Genomic DNA, 20,294 nt, shown 5'->3' with positions numbered 1-20,294 from the left:
CATGTTTGATTTATCATCCCTAGGTATCGGCTACGGCAGTTTGCTGATGCTGCTCTCCATGATTGCCTTACTCTTGACGGGTATGCAATTAGCCATGGTAACAGGGCTAGTCGCACTCGTTTTCGCGATTGGTTGGTTTGGTATTGACGCCTTACCACTGGTCACTAGCCGTCTTTATAGTTTTGTCGGTGGCTACGTTTTCCTAGCAGTCCCTATGTTTGTACTGATGGCGGCCCTCTTGGATCGCTCAGGCATTGCCCGAGACTTATTTGATGCCATGAAGGTTGTGGGCCGCAAAGTGCGCGGCGGTGTGGCCGTACAAACCCTTGTGGTTGCTGTCATCCTTGCTTCCATGTCTGGGGTTATCGGTGGTGAAACCGTCCTCCTTGGCATCCTTGCGTTACCGCAAATGTTGCGCTTGGGTTACAACCGTAAACTTGCTATAGGTACCACTTGTGCCGGTGGCGCCCTAGGCACCATGTTGCCTCCTAGTATCGTATTAATCATCTATGGCTTAACTGCAAGCGTCTCCATCGGCGACCTGTTTAAATCTGCCTTTTTACCCGCTTTTATCTTAGCCCTTGGCTACATGGCTTATGTATTGATCCTTAGCCGTATGCACCCTGAATACGCGCCTCTTCCGACAGAAGAAGAGCTGGCAAATGATCGTCAGATTAATTATTTCAAAGCCCTATTCTTCCCTATTCTCTCTGTCGCAATCGTATTGGGCAGCATCTACACGGGTGTCGCGTCTGTAACAGAAGCATCTGCTTTAGGTGTCGTGGGAATTATTATCAGTGCTTGGATTCGTGGCGAGCTGAACTTTGCCATGCTTAAGGAAAGCGCCAAAGCCACCATGAGCACTTGTGGCATGATTATTTGGATTGGCATCGGCGCCACAGCCCTAGTAGGTGTTTACAACCTTATGGGTGGCATCGACTTTGTTGAAGAGACCATCCTTGCTCTGTCTGGTGGCAGCGTGATGGGAACCATCTTAATCATGATGGTGATTCTGCTTATCCTTGGTATGTTCCTCGATTGGGTGGGTGTGGCACTACTAACTATGCCGATCTTTGTACCCATCATCACTAATTTAGGACTAGATCCAGTTTGGTTCGGCGTTGTCTTCTGCTTAAACATGCAAGTGTCCTTCCTATCGCCTCCATTTGGTCCCGCAGCGTTTTATCTCAAGTCTGTGGCTCCAAAAGACATCAGTCTAGGAGAGATCTTCAGTTCTTTGCTGCCATTTATCGCGATTCAAATCGTCGTACTTGCGTTGGTCATTATCTTCCCAGAGTTAGCTATCTGGTGGAAATAACCCACAGAGAAATTAGGTCAAGGTTTAAACATGTTTTACGCGGAGCCTATACGGAATAGGCTTCGCCGGAGAAGGAATAAAATGAAGAAAAAAATCATAGTTATGGGAGTTTCTGGGTGCGGTAAATCCTCCATGGGCCAACGCATTGCGGACCACTATGGTTTCCCGTTTTTCGATGGTGACGATTATCACAGTGAGTCTAACGTCGCTAAAATGCGCGAGGGTATCCCCCTAACGGATGAAGACCGATTCGGCTGGCTAGAAACCCTAAACGGTATTTTGAAAGAGCAAGACACCGCCGTTGTGGCGTGTTCGGGACTAAAACCAGAATACCGCCAGCTGCTTCGATCTGGGGTAGAAGACCTTGCGGTGATATACCTAAAAGGTGACTTTGACACCATTTGGTCTCGACACCAAAAACGAAACGGACATTACTTTAATGGGCAATCCATGCTTGAAAGCCAATTTGCCACGCTCGTAGAACCTGTAGATGAAGACGTTTTTACAGTGGCGATCGATCAAACCATTGATGAAGTATTCCAACAAAGTATTGCCGCCTTGGAACAGAACTAATACCCAATGCCCTGGCAATTTAAAGGCCAGGGCATTTAACTAAGTTATTATTATAATTAGACTTTTCAATGATTTATTCCGCGGCACATCTTGTGCTAATGTTACCTGTAACAAATTGAGCCGAAATAATAAAATGAAAAAGAAACGCGCCACTCTACAAGATGTTGCGGACTTAGTTGGCGTCACTAAAATGACCGTCAGCCGGTTTATTCGCAATCCAAATCAAGTTTCAGATTCACTGAGACAACGCATTCAAGATGCTCTTGATACCTTAGGCTATATTCCAAATAGAGCCCCAGACATACTTTCTAATTCAAAAAGCCATGCTATTGGCGTGCTGCTACCCTCTTTGACTAACCAAGTATTCTCGGAAGTAATTCGTGGTGTCGAATCCATTCTTGAGCCAGCAGGCTATCAAACCATGCTGACTCACTACGGTTATAGCAGAGAGCTGGAAGAAAAGCGTATCGCCACCCTACTTTCCTACAATGTGGATGCCTTAATTATCTCTGAAAGCCTCCATACGGAGCGGGCCCAAAAGATGCTCGAGAACGCTGGCATCCCAGTCATTGAAATCATGGATGCAAACACACCCAGCAGTTTGAGAGCTGTCGGTATTGATAACGAAGCCGCAGCCTTTGATATGACAGAAACCATGATATTGCATGGCCATGAGAATGTGGTGTATTTCGCGGCTCGCATGGACCAACGTACCCTTCAAAAAATTCAAGGATACGAAAACGCCATGAATAAACATGGCCTTACCCCAATTATCAAGCAAACGCGCAGTGCCTCTTCCTTTACCTTAGGGGCTCAGTTTTTAGAAGAAGTTCTACAAGAACACCCAAACACAAATGGCATCTTCTGTACTAATGATGACTTAGCAATCGGTGCCTTGTATGCCTGCCAAAAGAAAGGCATTAAGGTCCCAGAAGCCATGGGCATTGCAGGTTTTCATGGTCATGACATCGCTCGAGCCATGGTACCTCTGTTGGCGACTGTAATCACACCAAGGGAAGAAATGGGTAAAATTGCCGCCCAAGAGCTATTGCAGGCCTTGGCGGGCAAACACAATCCTAATCCTGTTTCTAAATTGAGTTACCGAATAGAGCTAGGTGAAACAATCAAGCCTTAAGTTCAAAGGTAACAGACCAAAAAAACGGCGATGTCTTTATAAGGCATCGCCGTTTTTTTACCATCAAAGAAGACTAAAATTCTTCCCAACCATCCTCATCTAATACAGGTTGAGGTATGGACTTAGGCTTTTTCACAGAAGTGGGAGCTGGCTTAGGGGCAGCCGGCTTACTTGCTGGCGGTGACAAGGGCTTTTTAGGGGCTGACAGTTTAGCCGGTGCTGATGGCATAGCCACACCATCATCGATCTGGAACTGGTTAACGTTCTCAGCCAATTGATCCGCCTGTGATAACAAGCTTTCTGACGCGGCAGCGGCTTCTTCAACCAATGCAGCGTTTTGCTGAGTCATCTCATCCATTTGACTCACGGCTTTACCAATTTCAGCCAAGCTAGAAGACTGCTCAGTGGAAGCCGATGCAATACCCGCCATGATCTCGTTTACCTGCTTAATGGCTGCAACGATTTCCTTCATGGTGTTACCGGACTTGTCTACCAACTCGTTGCCATCCTGAATCTTAGAGGCAGACTCAGAGATAAGGTCTTTGATTTCCTTCGCGGCGTTAGCAGAGCGTTGAGCCAATGTGCGAACCTCAGAGGCGACAACAGCAAACCCACGACCCTGCTCTCCAGCACGAGCCGCTTCGACCGCAGCGTTTAGGGCCAAAATATTAGTCTGGAATGCAATACCATCTATCATGCCGATAATATCTGAGATCTTCTGAGATGAGGCATTGATTGCAGCCATGGTTTTCACCACTTCTTCGATCAGAACACCCCCATCAGTGGCCACACTCACCGCATCAGAGGCCAGCACATTAGCTTGGTTTGCATTATCAGAGTTTTGACGCACCATACCCGTTAACAACTCCATGCTGGAGGCTGTTTCTTCAAGGCTTGAAGCTTGCTGCTCGGTACGGCTGGACAAGTCAGAGTTACCCATGGAAATTTCACGGGCTCCCACATACACCGCATCAGAAGCATTCTTAATCTGAACCAACACATTGGTCATGGTATCCAGCAAAGAGTTAACCCCTTGAGACACAGCTAACATGGTGTCAGATTTACCAAAGGTTTCGATGCGAGAGGTGAGATCATTATTTGATGCAGCATCAATCACTGCATTGATTTCAGCGACAGTTTGCTGAACCTCTTGCTCTGCTTCCACTTGGGCAGTGATATCAGAAGCGTACTTAACGACCTTGTAAGGTTTACCACTGGAGTCACGAATCGGGCTGTAATTGGCTTGGATCCAAATGGTTTTGCCGTTTTTATGAACCCTTGGAAAACGACCCACTGCATGCTCGCCGCTCCCTAGGTTACGCCAAAACTCTTTGTATTCTGGTGTCTCACTGTAGGCTTTATCAACAAACAGTCGGTGATGTCGACCACGAACTTCATCGATGGTGTAGCCAAGAGTGGAAAGGAAATTTTCATTGGCATCAATAATGGTGCCATCCAACTCGAATGAAATCACCGCTTGAGATTTTGAGATCGCCTCTAGCTGGCTTTCATAATCAGCATTGAGGTTTTTCTTAGCGGTAATATCTGTTGCATATTTAACCACTTTAAAAGCATTACCATCACTGTCGAAAACAGGATTATAACTGGCTTCAATCCAAACAGGCTCACCGGTTTTGGTAAAACGGCAGTACTCACCGGCTTGAAACTTGCCTTCTCCAATCTCACGCCAGAAGTCTTTATAGGCCTGGCTTGCACGATATTTGGGATCAACAAAAATCCCATGATGCTTGCCTTGCACTTCTTCTAACGTATAGCCCAGTACCGAGAGGAAATTATCGTTTGCGTAAAGTATATTGCCTTTCAGATCAAATTCGATGACAGCTTGGGAGCGGGAGATAGCATCTAATTGACCTTTCAGGTTGGCCAATTCTGCCTTGTCAACGATGACCTGGTGTTCTTCCAATGATCGTGAAAACAAGTTTTTTAACATGGCTTCAAATTCCTAATGGTAATGAGTTTTACATATTCTATAAGGTAGCGCTTTTAAAAATAATTTTCTGTAACTTTTTGATTAGTATGGAGTTAGAAACCATATTCATCAAGAAAATGGCTTAGTTTCCCTAGATCGTCTGTCCAAAAAACCAACAGATAGCCATAAAACAGGTGGCATTCACAATAATCGTGAACCATAAAATAGCTTTAAAGGGTTGTTTTTGAGTTTTATGGCGGAATTGATGTTGCGCCAACAAGGCCCCCGGCCATCCCCCACTCAATGCTAATCCATGTAAAACTCTTTCTGGAATTCGTTGTGTATTTAGCTGTGCAGACCGTTTGTCATGACCGTAAACAATAAAGGTCAATAATGACAAAACCAAATAAGGCATAAACCACCAAAACGACAGCTGCCAAATCAATAAAATGAAAAAACCATACACCGCAAAACCAATCACGCCTATTACAACTTCAAGCATAAGCTCTCAAGTGCCCTAAAATATCCCAAGTATTCATTATTAGGTCATAAACGAATACTTTTTAACACTTCATCCAATTTCACAATGGATAAGGGTTTGGTAATCACTGATAACATACCTGCATCAATACACAATCTCAGGTCTTCAGCCATTACATTAGCCGTCAATCCAATGATTGGTGGCAGCTCTTCATGTTTCGATAAAATCGTCCGAGTGGCTTGAATCCCATCCATCAACGGCATTTGCATGTCCATAAAGATGACGTCAAATTCCTGTTCAGCGACTTTATCAACTGCCTCTTGGCCATTTAATGCAAAGCACACCTCAAAGCCTAAGTCTTCTAAAAATGCGCCGGCGACAATACGGTTAATACCATTGTCTTCTGCAACTAAAGCACTCTTACCTTTATATCGTCCCTTTTCTACATTGACCTCTAAATTATCGTCCTGTTCTTCCTTATTCGTCAGCTCTAATGGCACATCAAAAAACACTCGGGTACCTTTACCAACTTTACTCTCTACAAAGATACTGCCGGACATCACTTCTACAAGGTTGTAGCAGATGGCAAGCCCTAGCCCAGTACCGCCATATTTACGAGTAATGGAGGCATCTTCCTGTAAAAATGGCTGAAATAAATTACCTACTTTCTCTCGGTTGATACCGATTCCTGTATCAATGACCTCAAACCTCACTAGACATTTTCCGTCTTCAAGTTCTTTTTGTTTACTGACCACCACTCGAACACTGCCCAGCTCAGTAAACTTGACCGCGTTACTGACTAAATTCATCAGTATTTGTTTTAGCCTTGTGGCATCAGCAACAACGTTATGGGGCAACTCAGAGTCGTATTGCAACTCAAGGGTGATGGCTTTATCACGGGTCTCCCCTTCAGCCAACTTGACCACAGTGTCTGCTGCTCGATACAAGTTCATAGGCTGGGGATCTAACTCCAAACGACCTGCTTCCATCTTAGAAATATCAAGAATGTCATTGATGATGCGCATTAAAATATCAGAGCTATCAGTAATCAGCTTAAACTTACCTTTCGCATCGTCACTCAAATCCTCTTTGTCGATCATTTCCAAGGTGCCCAGAATACCGTTTAGAGGAGTACGAATCTCATGGGACATGTTCGCCAGAAAATCACTCTTCACAGATACGGCTTTCTCTCGGTCACTCATCGCCAATTTGACCTGCTTAGACATGTCGTTAAATGCTTCAGCGAGTTGCGTCATCTCATTATTACCGGTTAAATTCGCTTGGTAGCCGTAGTTACCTTTACGAATTTGCGCCACAGCATCCATTAATCCTTTGTGATGGGATAGTATTTGTCTGATAAAACGAGACGAAAAAATGATTGTCAGGCCAATAATAATGACTGGCGAAAGTATCGTTAGTATAAGGATATAGTTTTCAAGCTTGGAATGTTGATCCTCAATCCTAGAGAGACTGGATCTAGCCGCCACCTCGTGCTTATCCAGTATCAATCGAATACCATCCACCAGCATTTTGCCTTTTTGTGTATTCAACATCTGGGCCATCATGGCAGACTTTTCAGAGGTACGAATGCGTGTGTCTTGTTTCAACTTAATGGAGGGTATGGCAACAGAGTTCATCCAAGATCGATGTAATCGCTCTACTTCAGCAATTTTTTGATATTGCTCTTCACTTACAGCTCGATTGATATCCTTGCCCTTCTCAATCAAGTCAGCAATCTGCGCTTGCCCTACATAGTAGGGCTCTAAATACGCTTCTGAATCGGATAATAAAAAACCCCTAAGCCCCGTTTGCATATCAAGCACCGCCTTGATGAGCTGACTATTATTCGACAAGGCGTCCTGGTGAATCATTAAGTCCGCCTCAGCTTTACGGTGCAAGTGAACAGTAACGATTTCCAATAGGGTCACAAACAGTAATGCAACGATAGGAATAGAAAGAGAAAAGAAATATTTGGCGCGAAAGGACACACCACCAAAATATTCAGAAAAAAATGTTTTAACAGCCATGGGCACTGCCTTGTAAGTCAAACCTGACAAAATTCAGTGTCTTTAAAACCCATAAAGACTGCAAGTAAGAATACGTAGTAAAGCGTTACCACGGGTCACATAAGATAACAGACTGCCCCTGAGTATCTTAGGCAACCCACTTCAACAATAGACTGATGGTGACGAAAGAGCACACCGTTGTGGCCAATAAACTGCTGGCGCAAAAGCTTCTCTGACCATATTCGCCACCAATAATAGGGTAAATACTAAACATAGGCATGGCAGCAAACACCACCACAGCCACACGAAGATCTTGTGGCATAGAGGGAAACAAGCCTAAACATAAGAATACCACCACAGGGAAACAAACCAGCTTCATTACCGCCACTAAGCCAATACGTAACTTGCTTCCTCGGATCGCCACACCCACAAGTGAGCCGCCGATCACAAACAATGCAGTGGGAGCCGCACCTTGTGCCAATAACCCTAACCCTTTACTCACAAACTCAGGAAAATGGACGCCCGTCGCAGACATCATGACCCCAACAAACACCGATAAGATAATGGGATTTGTGACGATGCGCTTAGCCACCTTGATCATCATCTGTTTACCCAAGCCACTCTTTTGATTGGCCATCATTTCGGTAAACACCAGAGCGATAGGCAAAAACACAATATTTTCCACCATTAATGACATAGCGAATGCTTGAGCCACATGCCCTTCCAAAAACTGAAGGAGTATCGGAAACCCTATAAAGGAACTGTTTGGCATCATGGTTCCAATGCCCGTTACAGATGCTGCGACCTTGTCTGCTTTGAAAACATACTGTGCCAACACCACGGTTATGAAAAAAGTGGTCAAACCTCCGATGGCATAGACACTGAGATACGCTCCGTTTAGCAAAACCCCCATGTCCATGGCAGAAATCTTAGTCACCATGACTGCTGGCAAAGCGAAATAAAGCACAAAACGACTTAACGCTGGCAAGGCCTCTTTGGGTAGTAACTGAAAACGCACACCCAAAAAACCTAAAAGAATCAACAAAAAAATCGGGGCGGTAATGCCTAATACAACGTCCAAGGCAAACTCCTTAGGGAAACGAAATTCATAAAATAAAAGTGCTACCTAGGAAGCAAACACTTCATCCGGCAAGGGAATCATATCCCTCACCACACCAGCACACAGCTCTCTAAACCAACTGCCACCGGGGTCATTGGCCTGTTCTTCAGGCCACGCCAAATAATATCGCACAGCTGGAAATTCATAGGGCAAGGGCTTGATCGCCAGACCAAATTGCGACATAAATCGAATCGCCAGCAACTGACTACTGCTAAATAATAAGTCTGTCTTTCCCACCGCCTCTAATGCCGAGACAAAATATGGAGTACGTAAGGAATAGCGACGCTCCTTAGCCCGCTCACCTAGAGCGCTATCACTGTAAATCATACTTGAGCCCCCTAAGGTCACCAGCACATGACCATAAGACAAGAAGTCATCCAGACTGATTTCATCGTCCACCGCTAAAGGGTGATTACGGGACAAGATACAGCCCCACCCTTCTCTTCCCAACAAACGGGTCGAAAATCGATTAGGCAGTTGCACATACTCACTGCACAGCACAGCATCCACCTGCTGATTGTCAGAGCGAAGTAAACTAGTCTCTGTAACTAGGCTAGTTTCTAAGGATGCATTCGGCGCTAACGCGTAAAAACGTTCGGCAATGGTCGGCAAGTACGCTTGGGCTTGATAATGGGAAGTCTGAAGTCGAAAGACTCGTTCGGTTTGCCCCGGTTCAAAGTCTTCAACACTGCTTAGTGCCCCCATTTTATCAATCATTTCTCTAAGGGGAGCTTCTAACGTTAACGCTTTAGCGGTTGGCACCATGCCTTTACTGGTGCGCACAAACAATGGATCACCAAAAGCCTCACGTAAACGATTAAGCAAGCGACTCATGGCAGGCTGACTCATATATAGGCGTTCCGCAGCTCTTCCCACGTGTCGCTCTTCTAACAGGTATAAAAGCCCCGTAAGACTTTTTAATTCAAGATGGGCAAGGCTTGGGGGCAACATACGGCGAGACGTCCTGATTCGGCAATGTTTAAAACTAGGGTTTTATAGTAATCGCTTCAGAGGACCAGCAAAAGATGTAAAGCCAATTTGACTGGATTACACAGGAACAAAACAGAGGTAAAGGGGTATAAAAAGACTCCCCCGCAGTGACCGTACATGGAGGAGTCAGAAACAGGCTTATGGATGAGCGTGGTATTTGTGATCTAAAGCATTGATGGCATCCACGTTGCCTGCCGAACGACCATTTTCATCAAACGTTTCCTTAAGAAACGCATCAGCAATGGATTTTGCAAGCTCCTGGCCAATGACTCGCGCCCCCATGGTAATGATCTGGGCATTGTTTGATAGGGCCGCACGCTCTGCAGAATAGGTATCATGGGTCAGAGCCGCTCGAATACCTGGTACTTTACTGGCAGCAATGCACACTCCAATGCCTGTACCACAGCATAAGATTGCGCGGTCGTATTGCCCTTCAAGGACGGCAGAGGCAACTCTATCAGACATATTTGCGTAAAAGTCATCTAGATTGCCCGCTTCATCACGGGATAAATCCGCGACCTCAAAGCGCCCTTTTAAATGTTCTACCAAGGCTTGCGCCAAAACTTCTCCAGCACTGTCGCCAGCAATTGCAATTTTCATGGTGTGATCTCCTAGTTTGATTGCGCTCTAACAACTGCTGCACACTTACTTAAAATGTCTACATAACCTTCAACATTCCAAGCAGAACGACCAATAAATAGGCCATCAATGTGCTCACAGGCGATGAGCTCTTCACAATTTTGAGGATTCACTGAGCCACCGTATAAACAAGGCACCTTACGCCCCAATACACTATGTGCCACGTCCAGAATTTCAGCTTGTCTCGCGTCTGCATAGTCGGCAGACGCTGGGATACCGTTTTCACCAATGGCCCATACAGGCTCATAAGCAAATAAGATCGGCGCGGATTTTTGCGCATCAGTCAGATATTGCAGTGCACCACGCACCTCTTCTGCCAATACTTCGGCAGCCTTGCCGCTGTCTTTGTCCGCTAGGGTTTCACCGATACAAATCAAAGGCACTAAACCGTGACGAATCGCCGCTTCAACCTTTCGTCCTACCGTGTCATTGGTTTCACCAAAATGCTCACGGCGCTCCGAATGGCCAAGTTCAACAATATCCAGCTCGCAGTCTTTCAACATTAAGGGGGATACTTCACCCGTCCACGCCCCTTGATCCGCCCAATGCATATTTTGAGCACCCACTTTGACCGATGTCCCTTTGAGGATCTGTTTCACCTCACGAACATTGGTAAAAGAAGGAATCACAAATCGTTGAATGCTGTCCTCAGCTTGTCCATCGACTTCCTTCAAAGCCGCGGCAAAGGCTTGCGCCTCAGCTAGGGTTTTATTCATTTTCCAACTTGTGCCTACCCAAAATTGCGTTGTCGTTGTCATGTGGCTTCCGGTGATCTCGCTATCGTTAACTGAATGCCGGCATTAGACAGATGCTCTGCAATGGCCGACTCTGGAACCTGGTCTGTGATGACCCAGTCAAAATCTTCGAGATCTGCCAAAACGTGCAATGCTACGCGATCAAAACGAGTGTGATTTACCAGCAAACAGGTCTTAACGGCTGCACTCAACATGGCTTTTTTCACTCGTACCACATCCGCATCCATGTGGAACACTTGGGTTCCGGATACCGCTGGGCTCGACAAAAATGCAATGTCTGCACGTAAACTGGTTAAATTCTGCTCCGCTAGGACGCCGAAGTAGCCATTGTACTTGGCGGAATACTCTCCCCCGAGTGCAATCAAATCGATACCATTTTCGAACTTAAGGGCTTCCATAATGGCCGCATTGTTGGTGATCACGGTCAGGGGCTTTTTGCTAGGTAGCAATTTACCTAACACTGCAGCCATAGAGCCGTCATTCACCATCACTGTCATGCCTGGCTCAACAAGTGTTAAAGCTTGTTCAGCCATTCGCTCCTTGCCTTGGCCACCTTGGCGTTCACGCAACCTGAAATCACTTTCAAACTGCATGCCTGCTTCAATAGTGGCACCACCACGGACTTTCCTCAGTAAACCCGCCGCTTCCAGTTCGTCGAGATCACGGTGAATGGTCATCTTAGACACATCAAAGCGCAAGGCTAATTCTTCTAAGTCCACCACACCGCTTTCTACTAACAGATCGATAATTTGCTGTCTTCGTTCGTCTCGTTTCATAACAACTCGCCTTGATAGCAAATCTCTTGAGTATGTTATAAACCCTAAAATCACATTTTTAAAGTTATTTTTAACATTATTTATTTTATTTTGTGATTTTCAGTGTTAATTTAACATCGTACTCAAGAGAAATGAGGGTTTTATCACATTATTGTGCGAAAACGGCGCTATTACGCCGCTCTAATGGACAAAAGAATATCATCTTAAGAGATATTTTGGAGGCTTGAAGGCGGAATAATAAGACTTTGATGGGGTCTTTCTGGGATATCTTGTGCGGATCTTTGATCACCCTGAGGCCAAGATGTCACAACCGGTGAGATAAAAAAGTGATTTAAATGTTATTTATAACAAAATAACATTTAAAACATCCCGTCATATGATTTCATTGAGTACCTTCCTCGACCTTAGTCCCGCAGTTCCCCTGAAGGCACTGCGGGATATTTTTACTGGCCTTAGGGCCACAAAAAAGCAGAACCCAAAGGTACTGCTTTTTATACTCAAGGGAGTTATATAGCCTTAGATCACCACAATAATGAGATCAAGCTTATACCGCGTCTAGAATCGCTCTAGCGGTCACTTCATCGGTAATTAAACCCGTTAAAAGATTACCATTAAGCACTGCTCTGATGGCTTCTACTTTTTCCTCGCCGCCAGCAATGGCAATGGTCTCACCTTTGTTGCCTTCGAGGGAGACTGACAACATACGGGCACTTAAAGAGGTGTTAATAACCGCCCCTTTCTCATCAAAGAAATGCCCCATGGCTTCGCCCACTGCGCCCGCTCTGGCAATCTCAATAATTTCCTCAGGCTTAATTGGCCCAGAAGCAACCAATTGCGCTGTCTGCGCCACCGTACCGATACCAATAAATTTCAGATCCGCATTGTTGGCCATGGTAAACACGTCCTTCACACCTTTCTGTGCCAGCAAAACGGTTCGATCTTCTACTGAGTTCGCCAGTAATGGTACAGGCATGGTGTAAGAAGGTGCTCCGGTTTTAGCCGCAATCCAATGGAGGACATCGTCGCGGTTGATGGAGTAATCTCGAGTTAAGCCCCCCAAGAGGGAAACAAACTTAACATTTGAGGTCTCCAGTCTTGGTAACTGGTGTACCACGGCCGCCAAAGCACGCCCTAGGGCCAAGCCAATGGTAATGTCTGATTTCGAAGTAAGCAGATTCTTAAGGTAGGCCGATCCAGCTTGACCTAGGGTCTTCAAAGGAATCCCTTCTTCGCCTAAATCTGGCGCAACGATACACTGCTTGAGACCAAACTTGGCGATCATGAGTTCTTCTAGTTCCACGCATTCGGTGATCTTCCCATCTATGGTGACTTTTACAGCGCCTTCTGAAACTGCCTTTGATATAAGGCGATGGGTCTTCACAGAAGTCAGCCCCAAACGCTTTGCGACTGCGGCTTGAGTCAAACCACCCACGTAATGCAGCCATGCAGCTCGTATTGCTAACGAGTCGTCAAAATCCACAAGACCTTTTTTCGTATCCAAACTTCTACTCCGGTATCAAAGGTTACGCGATAGACTTCCTAGGTTGCCTATGGGAAATGAACTGTACACTAACCGACGTTAAACTTCGATATATCACACGCCAGCCTAAATTCAGGATCAGATGTTCAGATCCTGAACCCCACTGTCTATGTGAGGTGCCCAGAAGGCAACACTTTCAGCTATCTGCTCGACCACCTGATGGTCTGTGGGCTCACGCTCCTTAAAGCTTAACTCAAGACAGATTTGATTATCCTTCGCCCCACCTTTTGCTAGAGTGTCTAGCAAAGGCCCCGGCTGAATTCGCCCGTTACGATTGTACTCTTCAATAAACGGACGGTGACCACCCTTATCCATCAAACTTTGTTTAATATGAATTATCGGCGAAACCTTTGGCACCGCTTCGGCCCAAGCATAAGGATCATAGTCCGCCGGATTATCAGACATGACATCACCATGGTCGATGTCGGCCATCATCCACATAGGCACTGCCATATTGGCGTCCGTTAAGCGTTGCTGTAACGCCATGGCTGAGGCGATGGTGTCACCAAACTCACGGCCTACACTCATGGGCTCCCAATAGACATACTTTAAACCCGCCAGCTTAGCGTGCTCCGCAACTTCTGCCCAACAATCAATGGCAATCTGTGTGAGTTCTTCTCGACGTTTCGGATCATCAAAATCCTGATGGGTCATGATGGCAAATTGAGTTCCGACCGCTTCACCACCCAAATCCGCTGTAATGTCCGCGAAGGTTTTAAACCACTCCACATAATAACGTCTTACTTCTTTATCAGGATGACCAAAGTGATTTAGACGGCCATAGGGCCCAGTCATACCAGAGGTAATACGGACACCCGTCTGGGTCAAAGCCGACTGCATCTCACGAGTTAGCCGACGAATAAGAGATGCGGGCCAGCTGGGATTGATAAACTCATGGGTCAGCTGTACATCGCGTATTTTAATCTCGTGGGCAATGGTTTCAATTAGGTGCTTCGGCTCAGCAAAGCGATTAACCAAAGGGTTCGTATTCAAGCCTAACGTTAAAGCCATGGTGACTCCTTATGAGATCTTGCGATCAGCGTTGTGTTTGATAAATTCACTCTCAAACCACTGGGCGAAAGCGGCTCTTTGTTCAGTAGATAGGTGCAAACCTTCCTTAGTACGGCGCTCAAGTACATCTTCTGGGGTCATGGCCCACTCATGGGCAACCAAATAACGCACTTCTGCTTCGTATAGATTGCCACCAAAATATTGCCCCAAGCCCTCAACAGATGAAGCGTCTGCTACGATCTGCTTAATAATGGAGCCATAATGACGCCCATAATGAACCAACAGCTCACGGGGCATCCATGGGTAGTCTTCCTTGCAGGCTTGCATATAAGTTTGGAAATCCGCATTGGGAATATCCCCACCCGGTAGCACAACACCACTGGTCCAATTGCCCCCCATGTTAGGGAAGTATTTTTCAATCTTTTGAATGGCATGCTCGGAGAGTTTACGGAAGGTGGTTAGCTTCCCACCAAACACGTTCAATAAAGGCACACCTTGGGTTTCATCTAGATCAAACACATAATCACGCGTCACCGCTGAAGGGTTCCCCTGACCATCATCAAACAATGGACGCACCCCAGAGAAAGTGGTGATAACGTCCTGACGACGAAGGGTTTCTTTAAAGTATCGATTCACTGCGGCTAACAAGTACTCGATTTCACTCTCATCCGCTTTAACGTCTTCAACTTTACCGTCATAAGGAATGTCCGTCGTACCAATCAAGGCTTTGTCATCTTCATAAGGGTTAATGAAGATGACTCGTTTGTCATAGTTTTGAACCAAGTACGCCTGCTGGCCCTGCCAAAACTTAGGCACGATTATGTGAGAACCTTTCACCAACTGAATATTGCGAGAGCTTTTAGATGTGGCCACATCATCCACAATTCTACGCACCCAAGGTCCTGCAGCATTTACCAACAACTTAGCCTTAAAGGTACGAACTTCTTTAGTCAGCTCATTTTCAGTGGTCACATCCCAATAACCTTCAGGGTTACGTTTGGCCGATACACAACGGGTGCGAGTCAACACTTCTGCGCCCTTTTGGGACGCCGCTAAGGCGTTCAACACCACTAAACGAGAGTCATCTACCCAACAATCTGAGTATTCAAACCCTTTTGTGTATTGATCTTTAATGGGCGCACCCTCTGGATCACGATGCAGATCTAAAGCACGAGTACCGGGCAAACGCTTACGCCCTCCGAGGTGGTCGTAAAGAAACAAACCTAGACGAACCAACCAAGCAGGACGATCTGCCTTACTGTGGGGTAACACAAAACGCATGGGCCAAATAATGTGACTGGCGGAATTCAATAGCACTTCACGCTCAATCAACGCCTCTCGAACCAAGCGAAACTCGTAGTATTCTAAATAACGCAAACCACCGTGGACCAACTTGCCTGAGCGGGAAGATGTGCCCTGGGCAAGGTCATCTTTTTCACATAAGGCCACTGACAATCCGCGACCGGCCGCATCCCGTGCGATGCCCGCACCATTGATACCACCACCGATGACAAACAGATCTAACATTTGTTCATTACTCATACCGAACCTCTTACTTAATCGCCGCAGATCGTGCTGGCGATCTGTCTGTGTATTCTCTTGATTGCGCTCTATGCATTACATCGTCTTGATGTGTTCCATGGTTGCCCAGGTAGACGGGAAGGACTGGCGCTGTCTGTAAAACGCTTCAAACAAGCGTTCATATTTTTCAGCTAAAGCCAGATCCGGTGCTTCCGATGTGCCCAATAGGGGCGACACCCACTCTTTAATGCAATCATCCATAGTGGGATATAACCCAATGGCTACCGCAGCCATCATGGCTGCCCCTGCCGCGCCTGCTTCTTCCCTAGCGGACACACGTACTTTGGCATTCACTAAGGCCCCTAAAATTTGACGCAGGGTGGCAGAACGAACAGCGCCACCGCTTAACCGTAACTCTGCAGCCGTGCCGCCCATGGCCTCATAACAATCACGCATAGCCATCCCTAGGCCTTCTACAACAGCGCGAACCAAATCTGGAAAACGATGACGGTAGGTCAAACCCGTAAAACTTGCCCGAGCTTGACCGTTCACAAACGGCCCCCGCTCCCCCGCATCGGAAATGTATGGGTGATACAGCAGCTGACCGGCTTCTGCTTGCTTAAGCCAGCTTTCTACCCGGTCCACCAATCCATGGCTGGTGCATTCACAGTCAAAATCCTTTAATAAATCCGCTGCCACATTTAGCAACCAATCAAGGTTTAACGCAGATGCCATATTGGTTTGTACTTGCGTCACACGTCCCTCAACTGGCAAAGCAATGACGTATCCAGTGCCCGCCTCATTTAAATACACCTCTTGATCGGACACAGAACGCATGTGCACCCCCGTAGACCCAATGACAGAGCATGCGACATTGTCCTCACCGGTATGAACTCCCGCCCCAAGGGCTGTCATCACCATATCCACATAAGCCAGAGACACCGGAATGCCTGGAGCCAAACCCGTTAGCTCAGCCGCTTCAGAGGTCAAAGGAAAGGTTTGCTTGGATCCATCAATAATGGGAGGGAGCAACGACTTAAACTGGCTAAGTCCTAGACTTTCAATCACCAGATCACTGTATTCACGGGTACGAAAATCACCAAAAGTAAATGATGCTTCTGAAGGGTCAGTTGCACGCTGTCCAGTTAAATTGAAAAACAACCAGTCTTTACAATGAAACGCCGTACTGGCTTGCTGCAATAACTCTGGGCAGTGCTGGGCCATGTGAGCCATTTGCGCACCCTGTTGGCAGGTATTCAAACCTGTGCCTGTCTTTTCAAATCGCTGGCGCTCAGTCACTGACTTATTAAGGTGCTCAACAGTGGTAGCTGCTCGACCATCTAACCAAAGCCAAGCATCGCAGACGGGCTTGCCTTCCTCATCGATCAACCAGGTACCGTCCCCCTGCCCCGTGACAGATAAGGCGATTACTCGCTCTTTAAAGTGGGTAACTTTTTCGCTTAGCCCTTGTAGCGCACTGACGCAGTCTGCCCAAGTTTGAGATAAGGATTGTGTCGCGGAGCCATCAAGGCCCGTTTGATAGGAATTGCGTACTGAAGATGTGGCGACTTGCTCACCACTGGTAGTAAAAGCCACAGCTTTAACCACAGAGGTGCCTGCATCGATACCAATGATTAATTGTGAGTTCACTTATTATCCTCCCTATGGCGGAGGCAAGTGAAGCGGGGCAACTTTATTATTAGAAGCATGATTGATACCCGTTTCTTGTAACAACGAACCAGAGTTCGATGTGAAATATTTTTCTTGTTTTGATAATTATTTCTTCATTTTTATTATCTGTCAACTCAAACTCTGGCTTTCTTTTGAACAAAGCGTCTGCCTAAAGCAATCGTAAAGAATCTAATTAACCAACGATCTCAAATTACTAAAACTCTATTAAATTCATTAGAATCAATACATTAATATGTTCTTACGGTTCTCAAAACCGCTACTCATTACCCTTTTTTAGCGCTGTAATAATGCCACTCCCCTAAGAAGCAGAAATCAAAAGACAGATATTTTTTATAAAACATGTAATAAATTTCATTGACAGTGATTTATTTTTATCCCATTGTAAGTACAAAGATCACACAGACCTCTAAAAACAAATTGATGATCTTGGCTCGATCAAAGACTTATGTTCCCCACAGGACACAAGTTTTAGAGGCAAAACAGCCGGAGTAAAATAAAAATGATAAACACCACTGTGCAACCCAGCTATCGTCTAGCGCTATTGCGTTTGACGCAGGTTGAATCGACTCAAATGTTTACCCTAATTGGTGGAGGTTGCCATGCAAACTCAACTTTCTAACCAGTTAGCGGCCAAAAAACGTAAGCAGCTCCTTGTTGCAGGCATTTTTACTGCGGCAGTGATAGGTGCAATGGCCATCGATACGAAAGTCATCATCAATGGCTCCATTGAAGACCTGCGCCAACAAGCGTTTTCCCCTGACAACTATGCCAAAATTCATTACCCAGACATTAAGCAGTATGTAGAGAACAACGCAGTCGACGCAACTGTCCTCCTTGATGCTTTGCGGGAAGACAAAAAAGCAGCAGGCCAAAAATACGGCGTCGGTGGCGGCATTGGTCCCGTTATCCCTGTTTCCTTAGAAGGCACAGTGACCGAGGGCCGCTCAGGCATCTTCAAAATCAGCATTCCAAGCTTCCCTGACAATCAAACAGTACGAGTTCAAACTGGCCCAGCCCTTAATGGCACGGATCTGCGTGATGCTACTGGGGAAATAAAATTTGGTGAGTTCAAAAACCAAATTGAATATCAAGATGTGGGAGCGGCCATCAACCGAACCATGAAAGCAGAGATCCTTGAAGGTCTTGACCGTGACAACTTGGTGAACAAAACCGTGACGGTCACAGGCGTATTTCGCTTAATCAATGCCAAAAACTGGCTTATTACGCCAGTAGGGATGGATGTGAAATGAGCCTAGCCTACAACAACCTTCCAACAGTGGATGAAGTGGTTCTGGAAGCACGCAATATTGCCAAGTCTTTTGGGAACACCCACGCCCTCAAAGGGGTGAACTTCGATATTCACCGGGGGCAAGTGACAACCCTATTTGGTGAAAACGGTGCTGGTAAGTCTACCCTGATGAAAATTTTATCTGGAGTGATTACCCCCACATCCGGTGAAATCGTTTTAGATGGTCAATCCATCCTGTTTAACAATGCCAATGAAGCCCGCGCTAAAGGGATCTCCATTATTCACCAAGAGTTAAGTCTCGCCCCTAACATGAATGTGCGAGACAACATCTTTATGGGTCGGGAGATCATCAAGGGCGGCCAAGTGGACTTCGCAGAAGAAGAGCGCCAAGCCCGTGAGTTAATGGCTGAACTTGAAGAAGACATCGACCCATTAACACCCCTTGAAGAATTGCGCTTAGGTCAGCAACAGATCATTGAAATTGCCCGAGCCATTTCTCAGAAGTCGCGCATCCTCATCATGGATGAACCCACTTCTGCCCTCAGTGCAGCGGAAGTAGAAGTGCTGTTTAAAGTGATCCGCGACCTGACCGCGAAGGGTGTCTCGATTGTCTATATCTCTCACCATTTAGAGGAAGCGCTGACGATTACAGACCATGCCGTGGTTTTGCGAGACGGCACCATGACCGCCTATGCGCCACGTAAAGACATCGACCTTGAGTGGATCGTACGCAACATGGTGGGTGAAAACTTTGATTTGGGCTCCCCTCCAACTGGCTATGAGTTTGGCAGTACAGCTTTGCATGTCAAAAACTTGGTCATCAAGGACACAGGGGGCGGTGATTTTAACGTGGTCGATAACCTATCCATTGATGTGAAAGCCGGTGAAATCGTCTGTGTTTACGGTTTGATGGGAGCTGGCCGCTCAGAATTTATGGAATGTGCTGCGGGCCGCTTAAAAGCCCAAGAAGGACACATTTTATTAGGCGGTGAAGACATTAATAAACTCTCCATCGCAGAGCGTATCCAAGCTGGCTTGGCATTAGTCCCCGAAGATCGTCAAAAAGATGGCCTGGTTCAAACCATGAGCGTGGGACAGAACCTTTCTTTAGCAAGTATCGGCGAATTTACCCGCAAGCTACTGACCTCTAAAGCAGACGAAGACAGCTTAGTTGGCGAATCCATTAAAGCGGTCACAGTAAAAACTTCCGGCGCTGAAGCGGCCATTGGTTCCCTCTCTGGGGGCAACCAACAAAAAGTCGTGATCGGCAAAATGCTTGCAACCGACCCAAAAGTTTTACTTCTGGATGAGCCTAGCCGCGGCATCGACATCGGCGCCAAAGCGGAAGTTTTCAAGCTCTTAGCAGAACGCGCCAAACAAGGTCTTGCTGTGGTCTATTCCACCTCCGAAGTAGCGGAATGCTTGAGTATCGCCCACCGCATTATCGTAATGCACAAGGGCAAAATCTCTGCAGAGTTTGATCACACGGTTTCAAAAGAACAAATTATGGCCGCCTCTGGCGAATCGGTTACCCATTAAGACAATAAGAAAAACTGGA

The 20,294-nt window shown here is 46.3% G+C and carries 17 protein-coding genes; 5 read left to right on the top strand and 12 right to left on the bottom strand.

Annotation, left to right across the window (positions count from 1 at the left end):
• Position 1: 1 nt before the first annotated feature.
• The 3 genes from ACFQ45_RS09920 (at position 2) to ACFQ45_RS09910 (ending at position 3,026) form a co-directional block, all read left to right on the top strand.
• A complete protein-coding gene (locus ACFQ45_RS09920) occupies positions 2-1,318 on the top strand; it encodes a TRAP transporter large permease (protein ID WP_377367187.1) in 1,317 nt (438 codons plus the stop codon).
• A gap of 81 nt (positions 1,319-1,399) precedes the next feature.
• Complete coding sequence (locus ACFQ45_RS09915) at positions 1,400-1,891, top strand: gluconokinase (RefSeq protein WP_377367185.1); 492 nt, start codon at positions 1,400-1,402, stop codon at positions 1,889-1,891.
• A gap of 133 nt (positions 1,892-2,024) precedes the next feature.
• Positions 2,025-3,026 carry a substrate-binding domain-containing protein gene (locus ACFQ45_RS09910; protein WP_377367183.1) on the top strand — a complete coding sequence of 334 codons (1,002 nt, stop codon included), beginning with the start codon at positions 2,025-2,027 and terminating at the stop codon, positions 3,024-3,026.
• Positions 3,027-3,099: 73 nt separating this feature from the next.
• Here ACFQ45_RS09910 and ACFQ45_RS09905 read toward each other — a convergent pair whose 3' ends face one another.
• The 12 genes from ACFQ45_RS09905 to ACFQ45_RS09850 all read right to left on the bottom strand — a co-directional run bounded on the left by ACFQ45_RS09905 (position 3,100) and on the right by ACFQ45_RS09850 (position 17,445).
• Positions 3,100-4,977, bottom strand: coding sequence for a methyl-accepting chemotaxis protein (locus ACFQ45_RS09905; protein WP_377367181.1), 1,878 nt, complete (start codon positions 4,975-4,977; stop codon positions 3,100-3,102).
• Positions 4,978-5,107: 130 nt separating this feature from the next.
• On the bottom strand, positions 5,108-5,458 hold the full coding sequence (locus ACFQ45_RS09900) for a DUF1294 domain-containing protein (protein WP_377367179.1): 351 nt from the start codon (positions 5,456-5,458) through the stop codon (positions 5,108-5,110).
• 44 nt (positions 5,459-5,502) lie between these two features.
• The gene (locus ACFQ45_RS09895; protein WP_377367177.1) at positions 5,503-7,464 is read right to left on the bottom strand and encodes an ATP-binding protein; all 1,962 of its coding nucleotides are present in this window, start codon (positions 7,462-7,464) and stop codon (positions 5,503-5,505) included.
• A gap of 127 nt (positions 7,465-7,591) precedes the next feature.
• Entirely contained in the window at positions 7,592-8,524 is a 933-nt protein-coding gene (locus ACFQ45_RS09890) for an AEC family transporter (protein ID WP_377367175.1), read from the bottom strand.
• Positions 8,525-8,569: 45 nt separating this feature from the next.
• Positions 8,570-9,514, bottom strand: a complete 945-nt coding sequence (locus ACFQ45_RS09885) for a LysR family transcriptional regulator (protein ID WP_377367173.1) — start codon at positions 9,512-9,514, stop codon at positions 8,570-8,572.
• Between the two features lie 177 nt (positions 9,515-9,691).
• Positions 9,692-10,153 (bottom strand): D-erythrulose-4-phosphate isomerase, encoded by a 462-nt coding sequence (gene derI, locus ACFQ45_RS09880; RefSeq protein ID WP_377367171.1) that lies wholly within the window; start codon positions 10,151-10,153, stop codon positions 9,692-9,694.
• A gap of 11 nt (positions 10,154-10,164) precedes the next feature.
• Positions 10,165-10,950, bottom strand: coding sequence for a triose-phosphate isomerase (locus ACFQ45_RS09875; protein WP_377367169.1), 786 nt, complete (start codon positions 10,948-10,950; stop codon positions 10,165-10,167).
• The gene (locus tag ACFQ45_RS09870; protein ID WP_377367167.1) at positions 10,947-11,723 is read right to left on the bottom strand and encodes a DeoR/GlpR family DNA-binding transcription regulator; all 777 of its coding nucleotides are present in this window, start codon (positions 11,721-11,723) and stop codon (positions 10,947-10,949) included. The genes ACFQ45_RS09875 and ACFQ45_RS09870 overlap by 4 nt, the downstream gene beginning before the upstream one ends.
• A gap of 544 nt (positions 11,724-12,267) precedes the next feature.
• On the bottom strand, positions 12,268-13,224 hold the full coding sequence (locus ACFQ45_RS09865) for a sugar-binding transcriptional regulator (RefSeq protein ID WP_377367165.1): 957 nt from the start codon (positions 13,222-13,224) through the stop codon (positions 12,268-12,270).
• A gap of 117 nt (positions 13,225-13,341) precedes the next feature.
• Positions 13,342-14,274: a sugar phosphate isomerase/epimerase family protein gene (locus ACFQ45_RS09860; RefSeq protein ID WP_377367163.1), complete on the bottom strand. Its 933-nt coding sequence runs from the start codon at positions 14,272-14,274 to the stop codon at positions 13,342-13,344.
• Positions 14,275-14,283: 9 nt separating this feature from the next.
• Complete coding sequence (locus tag ACFQ45_RS09855) at positions 14,284-15,816, bottom strand: glycerol-3-phosphate dehydrogenase (protein WP_377367161.1); 1,533 nt, start codon at positions 15,814-15,816, stop codon at positions 14,284-14,286.
• A 75-nt stretch (positions 15,817-15,891) separates the two neighbouring features.
• A complete protein-coding gene (locus tag ACFQ45_RS09850; RefSeq protein WP_377367159.1) occupies positions 15,892-17,445 on the bottom strand; it encodes an FGGY-family carbohydrate kinase in 1,554 nt (517 codons plus the stop codon).
• Between the two features lie 641 nt (positions 17,446-18,086).
• Here ACFQ45_RS09850 and ACFQ45_RS09845 point away from each other — a divergent pair.
• Positions 18,087-18,737 (top strand): DUF2291 family protein, encoded by a 651-nt coding sequence (locus ACFQ45_RS09845; RefSeq protein WP_377367157.1) that lies wholly within the window; start codon positions 18,087-18,089, stop codon positions 18,735-18,737.
• Positions 18,734-20,275 carry a sugar ABC transporter ATP-binding protein gene (locus ACFQ45_RS09840; RefSeq protein ID WP_377367155.1) on the top strand — a complete coding sequence of 514 codons (1,542 nt, stop codon included), beginning with the start codon at positions 18,734-18,736 and terminating at the stop codon, positions 20,273-20,275. Before ACFQ45_RS09845 ends, ACFQ45_RS09840 begins: the two co-directional genes overlap by 4 nt.
• Positions 20,276-20,294 lie beyond the last annotated feature (19 nt).

Origin of the sequence: Rhodanobacter aciditrophus, from assembly GCF_042679525.1 — a bacterium.
GTDB lineage: Bacteria > Pseudomonadota > Gammaproteobacteria > Pseudomonadales > Marinomonadaceae > Marinomonas > Marinomonas aciditrophus.
This window is presented reverse-complemented; position numbering and strand designations above follow the sequence as displayed.